The 10,378-nt window shown below is 62.1% G+C and carries 16 protein-coding genes; all 16 read left to right on the top strand.

Annotation, left to right across the window (positions count from 1 at the left end):
- Window positions 1-138, top strand: a 138-nt coding sequence (locus tag F3J08_RS16255) for a DUF736 family protein (RefSeq protein ID WP_166931703.1), incomplete at its 5' end; no start/stop codon positions are given.
- A 345-nt stretch (window positions 139-483) separates the two neighbouring features.
- Window positions 484-630 carry a hypothetical protein gene (locus F3J08_RS16250; RefSeq protein WP_166931700.1) on the top strand — a complete coding sequence of 49 codons (147 nt, stop codon included), beginning with the start codon at window positions 484-486 and terminating at the stop codon, window positions 628-630.
- Window positions 631-793: 163 nt separating this feature from the next.
- The gene (locus tag F3J08_RS16245; RefSeq protein WP_166931698.1) at window positions 794-1,231 is read left to right on the top strand and encodes a hypothetical protein; all 438 of its coding nucleotides are present in this window, start codon (window positions 794-796) and stop codon (window positions 1,229-1,231) included.
- Window positions 1,232-1,326: 95 nt separating this feature from the next.
- Window positions 1,327-1,560 carry a transcriptional regulator domain-containing protein gene (locus F3J08_RS17600; RefSeq protein ID WP_370458759.1) on the top strand — a complete coding sequence of 78 codons (234 nt, stop codon included), beginning with the start codon at window positions 1,327-1,329 and terminating at the stop codon, window positions 1,558-1,560.
- Window positions 1,466-2,167, top strand: coding sequence for a DUF2285 domain-containing protein (locus tag F3J08_RS16240; protein ID WP_240149418.1), 702 nt, complete (start codon window positions 1,466-1,468; stop codon window positions 2,165-2,167). Before F3J08_RS17600 ends, F3J08_RS16240 begins: the two co-directional genes overlap by 95 nt.
- Before the next feature lie 213 nt (window positions 2,168-2,380).
- The gene (locus F3J08_RS16235) at window positions 2,381-2,647 is read left to right on the top strand and encodes an AlpA family transcriptional regulator (protein WP_166931695.1); all 267 of its coding nucleotides are present in this window, start codon (window positions 2,381-2,383) and stop codon (window positions 2,645-2,647) included.
- Between the two features lie 8 nt (window positions 2,648-2,655).
- Window positions 2,656-3,471 (top strand): replication initiator protein A, encoded by an 816-nt coding sequence (locus tag F3J08_RS16230; RefSeq protein ID WP_166931693.1) that lies wholly within the window; start codon window positions 2,656-2,658, stop codon window positions 3,469-3,471.
- A gap of 247 nt (window positions 3,472-3,718) precedes the next feature.
- Complete coding sequence (locus tag F3J08_RS16225; protein ID WP_240149417.1) at window positions 3,719-4,459, top strand: site-specific DNA-methyltransferase; 741 nt, start codon at window positions 3,719-3,721, stop codon at window positions 4,457-4,459.
- The gene (locus tag F3J08_RS16220) at window positions 4,456-4,932 is read left to right on the top strand and encodes a DUF2840 domain-containing protein (RefSeq protein WP_166931691.1); all 477 of its coding nucleotides are present in this window, start codon (window positions 4,456-4,458) and stop codon (window positions 4,930-4,932) included. Before F3J08_RS16225 ends, F3J08_RS16220 begins: the two co-directional genes overlap by 4 nt.
- Complete coding sequence (locus F3J08_RS16215; protein ID WP_166931688.1) at window positions 4,929-5,474, top strand: S26 family signal peptidase; 546 nt, start codon at window positions 4,929-4,931, stop codon at window positions 5,472-5,474. Before F3J08_RS16220 ends, F3J08_RS16215 begins: the two co-directional genes overlap by 4 nt.
- Before the next feature lie 15 nt (window positions 5,475-5,489).
- On the top strand, window positions 5,490-5,831 hold the full coding sequence (locus F3J08_RS16210; protein ID WP_166931686.1) for a DUF736 domain-containing protein: 342 nt from the start codon (window positions 5,490-5,492) through the stop codon (window positions 5,829-5,831).
- Window positions 5,828-6,424 carry a hypothetical protein gene (locus F3J08_RS16205; protein WP_166931683.1) on the top strand — a complete coding sequence of 199 codons (597 nt, stop codon included), beginning with the start codon at window positions 5,828-5,830 and terminating at the stop codon, window positions 6,422-6,424. The genes F3J08_RS16210 and F3J08_RS16205 overlap by 4 nt, the downstream gene beginning before the upstream one ends.
- A gap of 145 nt (window positions 6,425-6,569) precedes the next feature.
- A complete protein-coding gene (locus tag F3J08_RS16200; protein ID WP_370458758.1) occupies window positions 6,570-6,989 on the top strand; it encodes a lytic transglycosylase domain-containing protein in 420 nt (139 codons plus the stop codon).
- Between the two features lie 247 nt (window positions 6,990-7,236).
- Entirely contained in the window at window positions 7,237-8,973 is a 1,737-nt protein-coding gene (locus F3J08_RS16195; RefSeq protein ID WP_166931681.1) for a VirD2 family relaxase/mobilization nuclease, read from the top strand.
- Window positions 8,974-9,169: 196 nt separating this feature from the next.
- On the top strand, window positions 9,170-9,886 hold the full coding sequence (locus F3J08_RS16190) for a cupin domain-containing protein (protein WP_166931678.1): 717 nt from the start codon (window positions 9,170-9,172) through the stop codon (window positions 9,884-9,886).
- A gap of 58 nt (window positions 9,887-9,944) precedes the next feature.
- Window positions 9,945-10,378, top strand: a 434-nt coding sequence (locus F3J08_RS16185; protein ID WP_166931676.1) for a DJ-1/PfpI family protein, incomplete at its 3' end; no start/stop codon positions are given.

Raw genomic sequence — 10,378 nt, 5'->3', positions numbered from 1 at the left:
GAAGGCCGCACCTATCTGAGCCTGAAGCTGGACGATCCCTCCTTCGCCGCCCCGATCTTCGCCAACCTGTTCACCGACGAGGAAGGGGAAGGCTACACCCTCATCTGGACCCGGCCCCGCAGCCGGAGCGGGGAGTAAGCGCCCCACCACCAACCCCGCCCGGTCTCCCCGGGCGGGGCCTCCCGGGGCTTCTTTTCCGACGTGCTCTTCCGGGGCGCGGGCGGCAGCGCTGGTCGCCCGACGTGAGACGCAGGAGGAACATGAGGCTTTCCCTCAGCCTTCCCATTGTGCCACGCGCGAGGGCGAACCGCGTCAAGGACGCGTGGTACCCCCAATTTTGCCCGGCGCACCCGTGCCGGGCGCACCAGACAAAATCGGCTCCCCCACGCGCCGGCGAGCCGGTCGCCTGACGGCGATCCCTGACCCGGTCCGCCCCGGCATGAGCCGTCCGTCCTGTCTTCGAGAAACGAAAGGAGCAGGACGATGACCACGCGACACGACCACATCCAGATGCTGCGCGCCGAACTGACCAGCTTTCACCTGAGCCGTCGCGAGCGGTGGCAGATCGAGCGCGAACTGGAGCATGTCATAGCGCAGATCGCAGCGACGCACCGGCGCTCGGACGAATGAGCCGGGCGGAACGGCAGTCCCATGCATATAGGTGGGGAACACTTCTGGTAAGCCTGTTTGAGCAAAACATCCCCGCCAGATCATATCGGGTACGTGTTTTTTTCTGGAATAACTACCGAACAGTACGTATTATAATGTCCCGTACTGTTTGCCGGAGGTGGAGATGATTGTCATCGGGCTCATCTCGTGGGTCTTGGGGATCGGACTGCTCTGTTGGGTCTTCTTTAGCCTTGTATCCATTGTCATGCCCACAATGGCGGGACTGATCGTCTTCTTCTGGACATATCGCATGGGTGCCGGATTGGTGGCCGCTCTTCCTTCCATTATTGCTGGTAGTCTCGTACTATGGCTATTTCGGATAGCGCTGACGACGGCCCGGCGTCCCGAAATCAAACTTGCCGTCGTGCTGGCCTTCTGTTTTCCGGCCTCTGTTGCGGGATATTTCGCCACAACCGGATTGGCCGAGATCGGCATTTCCTCTCCGCTCATGCGGATCATCCTCGGAGTGTTGGGTGCCGCTGTCGTCGGGGCGGCCTCTTTTGCGCGGCTTGCCCCTGACGCTGATCTTGTGACCGGAACATTCCCTTCTCGACGCAATTAGCGCGTCCCTGGCGCTGTTCGGGCGCAACGGACGTTTGCCGACACGAACCGATCAGATGCTGCTTGTGATTGATCTTTGGATGACGCGTCCACGTGATGACAGGAGATTGGCCGACGATGAAGACACGACCCGACTGGTATAGTCCCGGATTTCTGGACAGGGCGTTCACGCTTGACCTTCCTGATTTTGCGCAGGAGTTCCTCTCCCTGAATCAGGATTATATGCGTGGATACCATGCATTTACTGGACTTTCCGACTCAGACGAGACGGTCCGCCAGCGCAATCTGGATGCTTTTGCACGTCAGTGGGGCCTCCGATTTCCCTGTTGACCCCTCCGTCCCTGCGTGGGCTGCCCCTGCGCTTTGGGCGGCGGAGGCACTCTCTGCCATCATCGCGCTGGTTCGAGCCCCTGAAATCTACTCAGCCTCCACATTTACACCCCTGATCCTGACACCGCACATTCGTGCCGCAACCGCCGATGACGGTCTTCACGTCATCATGGGAGACCGGGCCGGACCGCTGCGGTTATGGATCGCTGATGACTGCCACGGCAGACCCGCTGTCGTGATTCCTCTTGATGAATCCTGTTGGGTACGTCTTCATCATTTGCGCCGCTTCATCGAGCATCTGTATGGCAGGAGGAGCGGTCCGTTGCCCAACGTCTTTCGCCCCACACGCTATAGAATCAGGCGTCTTGCCCACGCCTTGCAGGCGCTCACCGCCAAACGTTCCGGCGCCACGGCGCGTGACATCGCGGCCCTGACGGACCCCGAAGTGAAGTCCCTGAGCGGCTCTCTGTGGAAAGATGTTCACCAACGTGCCCGCGTCGAACGCCTGCTGACGCTTGGGGAGCAACTTGCCGCCGGCGAATACCTCGCCTTGCTGCAATATGGTCGTCGTGCATTCCCGCAGACGACATCGCGCACTCCCCGCTGAAAACATACAGTCTTCTCCATAAGGTGTTCTGATTTGCCTCGTCGGTAAACGCGACGCGGCGCTCACTGAACATAGTCTGTCTGCCGTGCTGATGGGGTGGACGGTTCCTTGGGAAGCCCCCTGTTTTCGTCCACCACCCCCGGCCTTTTTTTTCGCCAGTCTCCGCCCCGGTACGCGGCGTTACGCCACGTCCTGTTTCAGTGGAGAACAGTCATGGTCAGGAAAAGGCCCCAACCGAGACCGGCCCGGCACTTGCGAACGCCACAGGCTGCTGAATGGCTCGGTATTTCACCAAGAACACTTGAACGATACCGCACAATTGGCGGTGGTCCTGTCTTCTACAAGCTTGGTAACCGCGTCACCTATACAATTGGAGATCTGAAAACATGGGTCGAAAATGGCCTTTCAAAGTCTATTTTCTCTAAAAATTACATCCTCATGCGCGCGGGTGTCGCACGGCGCGGAAAGGGGCGATCATGACCCCCTGCATGCCCCGTCTGTTCATGTCCAACGCGTTCTTCGCGTTGGGGAAGGGACGCCGTCACGCCCCGCTGCGCTTCAGGCAGGGCAGTCAGAACATCCTCGTTTCGTCTCCGATAGCGCTTGCGACCATATGGGATGCCGACATCCTGATCTGGGCAACATCGACGATGATCGCGGCGCAGCGTTGCGGCGCCTCGATCCCGACAGTCCTACAGGCCACACGGTATGAGATCCTCGGCTTTCCGGGGCGGGACGTCTCGGGTGGGTATTACGAGCGTCTGCCAGACGGGCTCGAACGCCTCAGCCGGACCAATGTCGTCATGAGCGCGTCAGAATGGACTGATGAGCAGACCGGCGCGCCGTGGATCGAAGACTGGCGGATCTCCGCCGGCTTCGTCCAGATTCGTCTCGCCGGCTGGCTGCGCGAAGCGGTTCTCACGCCAAGGGCCGTGCTCGCGCTCGACCCGGCGTATTTTACCCTCACGAGCGGTCTCGAACGACTGCTCTACCTGATCGCACGCCGCCATGCTGGACGGCAACGTGACGGGTGGGTTTTCGAGGTCGCCCATCTGCACCGCAAGACAGGAATTACCCAGACGCTCACAGCGTTCGTGGCGATCCTCCGGCGCATAGCCCGCAGCAACCCGCTTCCCGGTTATCGCATCGAACTGTCCGATCTGAACTGGCCGGAACGGGTGCGCCTGCGGCCCGCTCTCGATGCGTCTGTGGATAAGTCTGTTGATATCCCTGTCGATAATTTTGTGCGGACACGCCTATCGACCAGTGAATCCACGCCTATCGCGTGCGAAAACCATCGATAAGGGACTGGAAAACAATGACAAATCGTCTCTCTCTAAAGAGTCTAAATAGACTCTCTTTGTACATGTGTACCGCGCGCGACCCAATGCATGGCCCATGGCGTGCGATCTTCTTCGCGCCGCAGGGCTGCGACATACGCCGAACCAATATCGGGAACGGTCCGTTTTTCCCGTCTCCTGTTCCACCTCGTCAGAGCCGTGGCCGCCACCTGAGCGGACGACGCGGGCAGGGCGCTGCGGAGACATCGTCATGACGCTGCTCTGCGGCGACTGTCGCGACCTCATGCCGGCGCAGGGGCCGTATGACCTGATCCTCGCACCCGCCCTACGGCGAAACCTCCCTGTCGTGGGATCGGCGGGTCGAGGGCTGGCTGCCGCTGGCGGCACACGCCCTCACGCCGTCCGGTTCGCTGTGGGTGTTCGGTTCCCTGCGCAGCTTCATGGCGACCAGGACGGACTTCGGGCCGCCCGGCTGCGGCACGCGCAGGAGATCGTCTGGGAGAAGCAGAACGGCAGCGTGTTTCACGCCGACCGCTTCCGGCGCGTCCATGAACTGGTCGTGCAGTTCTATCCCGCGACCGCCCGCTGGCAGGACATCTACAACGCAGTGGCCATGACGGACGACGCCCGGGCGCGGACGGTGCGCCGCAAGCGCCGCCCGCCGCACACCGGCGTCATTGCGGCCAGCACCTATCGCAGCCTCGAGGGCGGCCCGCGGCTCGCCCGCTCCGTGCAGCGTTTCCAGAACGTTCATGGCCGCGCCATCCATCCCACCGAAAAGCCGGTGCCGCTGCTCGACCTGCTGGTGCGCGTGAGCTGCCCGCCTGACGGCCTCGTCGGCGACTGGTTCGCCGGGTCCGGCGCGGCCGGCGTCGCCTGCCGGCTGGCCGGCCGCCGCTATGTCGGTTGCGAAATCGACCCGGACATGGCGCGGCGCGCCCGTGAGCGCCTCGCCGCCATCCTTCCCTTTCCCGTCGGAGAACCGTCATGAACGATCTTCGCTCCCCCGTCGGCGCGCAGCTCGAACTGGTCTGGATCGAGACCCGCATCGAACATTGGCTCCGCTTCGGTACCCCCGAAACCAGCGTCGCGATCGACCGCTACCGCCGCCGCGTCATCTTCGCGCCGGGCGACGTGTTCGCCCTGATGCGCTGGCTTGCCGGCGATACGGGCGCCGTCACGGTGTCCATCGACATTGTGCGAGCCATGCCGCCGGCCGAGCCATGTGCCGTTCTGCCGTGGATCACGGGGGCCGCCGACCGGCTGCTGCGTCAGACCGGCGACGGACCGGTTCGCGCGGTGCTCGACACGATCACCCGCATCGAACGGCAGGGGCTCGATCCCCGCCCCGTCTGCCCGGATTACTGGCGCGATCTTGACGCGCGACTGCGGGCCGGGCTGCCGCCCCCTCTTTACTGTCGCGCCCGCCATGAGGCGTGGCTCTGGCGGAGAACCGCGTCATGACCCGGCGCGGCTGGTTGTTCTCCACCTATTTCGCAGCACTCACGACACTGGCAACGACCGGTATCTCGCCCACGCCACACTGGATGTGGAACGCCACCGCCAGCGTGCCGGTCGGGCTGTATCGAGTCACGCCGACGGCCGCTCTGCGCGTCGGCGACATCGTGGCGTTGCATCTGCCCGAGCGCGACGCGACGCTGCTGGCGACGCGCGGCTATCTGCCCTTCGGCGTGCCGCTGCTCAAGCCGGTTGCAGCACTCGCCGGTCAGACCGTCTGTCGCGCCGGCCTGCGTGTCACCATCGACGGAAAGGTGGTTGGTGATGCCAAAGCCCTCGACCATCAGGGGCGTCCGCTACCGGCGTGGCGGGGGTGCCAGCATCTCGCGCCGGGGCAGGTCTTCGTCATGAACCCGGCGGTCCGGGCCAGTCTCGACGGACGCTATTTCGGCGTCCTCTCGGCCGACACCGTGATCGGTCGCGCCACTCCGGTTTACCTGCGGACGGGCGACGCCATGACGCCGCCACCCGTCTCACAATCCCCATAGGAAAGCCCTCAACCCATGACCCAGATCGGTGTCTTCACGCGCACGGCGAGCGGCTTTGCCGGCCGCCTGCGCACACTCGCCCTTGACGCGGAACTGACCTTCGTTCGGGCCGAGAACGCGGACGCGGAGCACGGGCCCGACTATCGCATCCATCTCGGCGACAATGCCGAAGCACCGGAGATCGGGGCAGGGTGGACCCGTACCGGGGAACGCGCTGGTGAATATGTCTCGGTGCTGCTGGATGATCCTTCATTTACCCAGCCGATCCGCGCCACCCTGTTTCAGGCCGGTCGTGGCGGACGCGTCTGGAACCTCGTCTGGACGCGCGCCGCCAGGCGTCAGGGAGGCCGGGAATGACGCTCGCCCGTCTCCGGCTCGGCTATGCCGACCCGCCCTACGTGAACTGCGCCCACCTCTATCGCGGACAGCCGGACTACGCGGGCGAAGTCGATCACGCAGCACTCGTCCGACATCTCGATGCGACCTATGACGACTGGGTGTTGCATGCCGCCGCGACACCGGCGTCGATCGCTACGCTGGCCCCTCTCGTCATGGACACCGGTGCGCGCTGGATGGTTTGGGTCAAGGGCTTCGCCGCCTTCAAGCGCAATGTCCCGGTCGCCTATGCGTGGGAGCCGGTCATCATCAAGGCGGCGCGGCGTCCTGTCGTCAGCCGTCGCCTGGTGATGCGGGACTGGATTCAGGAGAGCATCACCCTGCGTCGGGGACTGACCGGAGCGAAGCTCGAGGCGGTGTGCCACTGGGCGTTCGAGTTGCTGGGCGCCCGACCCGACGACGTGCTGGACGATCTCTACCCCGGCATCGGAGCCGTGACCCGGGCATGGGAGTCGTGGCGACGGAAGTTCGTCCTGCCACAACTCTCCCTCTCGCCGCCGAAATGTCACCCGGATGATCCACTGCTGGACATGCTCATGCCGGAGGATCTGTGATGTCGAGACCGGCTTTCTCTCGATGGGGCACCCTGACGGTTGCCCGGTTCGGGCTCGCGCTGGCGCTCTCGCCGGTTCCGGTCCATGCACAGGATCTCGACGCACTGGTAAGGGAGGCGGCTCGTCAGGCTGCTATCCCACCGTCATGGATACGCGCCGTGCCCTCAATCTCGGTGCCGATCCTTTCGACCCGCATGACAACATCGTCGCCGGCGCCGCCTATCTGCGCTGGCTGCACGACCGCTACGGGGACGCCGGGTTTCTGGCCGCCTATAACGCCGGTCCCGGACGCTATGACGAGCATCTGGCGACCGGTCGACCGCTGCCCGACGAGACGCGGGCTTACGTGACTGCGGTCGCACGACGGATGGGGGACAACGCTGTTTCGACATTTCTTCGTCAACTGCCGAAGGCTTCGCCAGTCTCGCACATTTCCACCGAGAAGCTGTTCGTCGGTCCTGTGTGGGCTTCAACGAGTGGGACGATGACGACCGGAGTGAGCCTCGTCCCACCGGCTTCACCATCGGACCTCTTCGTTTCGGTCGGCTGGAGGGATGGACCATGACGGCATGGTGCATGCTGGCTCCTGTCTCGTTGCCGCGTCCGGGTTTGGATGGGCACAGAAGGACGCTGGGGGAGGGGGTTGCGTATAGGCAGGATAAAAGCCGCGATGTGCGTCTCGGTTGGGGGTGGTTTTGTGGCGGATTTCTGCGGATTTCTGGTCCCCTCTGCGAGGTGCGGACCGCTCTGAAGCCTGCTTCTCCCCGTTTCTGGCGGTTTCCGGCCATTTTGCACACCTCGCGGGGGGTTCCATGACAAAAGACGACGATTTCCGGGTTCGACCGGGTCGCATCCGCTCGCCCGGCGCCCAGCGGGCACGGCCCTTCATTGCCCAGGCGCTGGCGGCCACTCAGCGGGCGGGGGGCATGGGACGAGGGAGGCAGGGCGGTGGTGGTCGCTCGACCTTCGGGCGCGGCCGTGTGGCGAGCGCTCATGCCAACCGTTTCCTCACCAGTCGCTCGCGGGGGGTGGTCATCAAGGCACGCGTGGTGAAGCATGGACCGCGCACCGCACCGCTGACTCCGCATCTCCGGTATCTGCGGCGCGAGGGTGTCACGCAGGATGGCGAGAAGGCGAAGCTGTTCGGCCAGGAGCAGGACGAGGTCGATCCCAAAGCCTTCGCCGAGCGTTGCGCCGATGATCGTCATCATTTCCGGTTCATCGTCTCGCCCGACGATGCGGTGGAGATGCAGGATCTGAAGCGCTTCACGCGCGACCTGATGATGCAGGCAGAGCACGATCTTGGCACGAAGCTCGACTGGGCGGCCGTCGATCACTGGAACACCGAGCATCCCCACATTCATGTCATCGTGCGGGGCAAGGCCCAAGACGGCGAGGACCTGGTGATCGCGCGCGATTACATCCGCGAAGGCATGCGGGGGCGTGCGCAGGAACTCGTGACCCGCGAACTTGGGATCCGCAACGATGTCGAGATCCGGCGCGCCGTCGAGCGTCAGGTCGAGGCGGATCGCTGGACGCAGCTTGATCGGCAGATTCAGCGCGATGCGGGCGAACATGGACTCATTGACATGCGTCCCTCACCGGATCGACGGCCCGACACGTTCGAGGTGCTCAAGGTCGGCCGTCTCCGGCGTCTGGAAGGACTGGGGCTGGTGCGGCAGATCGAACCGGGCCGCTGGGCGCTGGAAGAGCACGCCGAGGCGACATTGCGCGAGATGGGGCAACGCAACGACATCATCAAGCGGATTCACCGTGGTCTTGCCGAGCAGGGTGTGGAACGGCCGCAATCTTCGTGGCTGCTGGCGAGCGAGGAAACGGAGCATCCCGTCATCGGCAGGCTGGTCGGGCGCGGGCTTGACGATGAACTGAAGGGCACGGCTTTCGCGGTGGTGGATGGGATCGACGGGCGTACACATCACGTTCACTTCCCCAGCCTGGAAGCAACGACGGACGCCCCGAGGGGGGCGATCGTCGAATTGCGCCGTTTCGAGGACGCGAAGGGAAAAAAGCGGGTCGCGCTGGCGGTGAGGTCGGACTTCACCTTGGAACAGCAGATAGAGGCGCAGGGAGCCACATGGCTGGACCGCCAAGCCGTCGCGAAGGAACCGCCTGAACTGGGTGGTGGCTTCGGGGCGGAGGTGCGCAATGCAATGCACCGGCGTGCGGATCATCTCGTGCGGGAAGGGCTCGCACAACGGGACGGGGAACGTGTCAGATTCGAGCGTGGCTTGCTGTCCACGCTGCGTGAGCGCGAGGTAAGGGCTGCGGGGGAAAAGTTTGCGCTGCAGGAGGACAAGACATTCAACCCGGTCGCGCCGGGTGACAACGTGGCAGGTGTCTATCGCCAGCGCATCACGCTTGCATCTGGACGATACGCGATGATCGACAATGAGCTTGGATTCCAACTGGTTCCTTGGACTCCAACTTTGGACAGTCATTTGGGAAAGGGAATATCGGGTCTCGTCCAGAATACTCATGGAGTGGATTGGGAGTTTTCCCGTTCGCGGCAATCGGGCATTACAATGTGATTTGTCCTTATCTTGCTTCGGGTAATCGAGCACTCCATGCGTCGTGACACCAGGACGGAGCGGAGCGAAATAAGAAAAATGATACCTCACCCTCAAAAAATCTATTACCGGCAAATACGTACCGATCCGTATACAGATAGCTTGTAGGCCAAAGTGTTTGATTCGTACTTCGATCTTGCCCGAAGCGGAGAAAGTCATGCAGCAAGTTGTAAAAACGGCATGCTCCCAAGACATGTATGCCATTCGCTATACGTTGGCGCGACAGACCAACGGCAGTGAAAAATTCGAAGAAGACACATATTTGAACGATTTCATCAAAAAGCCATGGGGGCACGAATATCGCGTATATTGCGACTCTATTTATGACGTGTGGAAGTTACGAATTGATCCGGCCCAGACGACGTCGATGCATTGCCATTTGCACAAGGATACTGTGCTTCTGTGTCTCGGCGGGACAGGTACCACAACGTTCATCGATGGGGCGGTTCACTATGTGACCCCTGGGTCGCACGTCTACATTCCTCGTGGAGTATTTCATCAGACGGCGGCAGGTCGCGGTAACGCACTCCATCTCGTGGAGGTCGAGAATCCGCGCAATAAATTCGATCTGCTGCGTATCTCGGATCCCTATGGCCGAAAACTTGCTCCGTATGAGGGAGACGACGACGCTGAAACCGGGATCGAGCCGATGGAGCAGCTCGGTCCGGGACGGTTCATGCGGCGACAGGATACGGAGTGCAAGTTCCGATTTCAGCTTTTCGAGGAAATTTACGCCCCTCTGCTCGAAGATCCGATATCTGTCGTCTCCTTGGATCTGCGCCATCACGTTGATGGCCGTATTCGTCTAATGAATCCCAAAGGGCACGACAAAGTCCAACGGAAACATACATTCTTGGCCATTTTCCCATCCTGAATTCGTCATCAGGGTGAAGGCTGCCAACCAAACATCATAGATAAAATGGAGAATATCAATGTCCAATGGTCGTAAGTTCGTCATCATCACTGGGCCTGGATTTCAGGATCATGATATCGTCTATACATACTATCGTACCATCGAAGAGGGCGACGACGTACGCATCGCGACCAAAGACGGTGCGCCGGTCACCGGCAAGTACGGCATTACGGTGCCCATGGACAAGAGGTCGCTCGATAACATCTCGTTCGACGACCTGGTTGTCGAACATTTCGATGCAGTCATCCTGACAGGCGGCCACGAAGCTCCCGACCGGGTAAGGCAGGACGCGCGCGTCAAGTCTTTCGTAAAGTCGATGTATGACGCGGGCAAGGTCGTCGCGGGTCTCTGTCATGGCCCCTGGATCATGATCTCGGCCGGTATCATGCGCGACAAGCTTGCTTGTGCCTATGTCGGTCTGAAAGACGACATGGTCAACTCGGGTGCGAACGT

Origin of the sequence: Asaia sp. As-1742 (assembly GCF_011753235.1) — a bacterium.
Taxonomy (GTDB): Bacteria; Pseudomonadota; Alphaproteobacteria; order Acetobacterales; family Acetobacteraceae; genus Asaia; species Asaia bogorensis_B.
The sequence above is the reverse complement of the archived record's forward strand: the minus strand, read 5'-3'. Positions and strand labels throughout refer to the sequence as shown.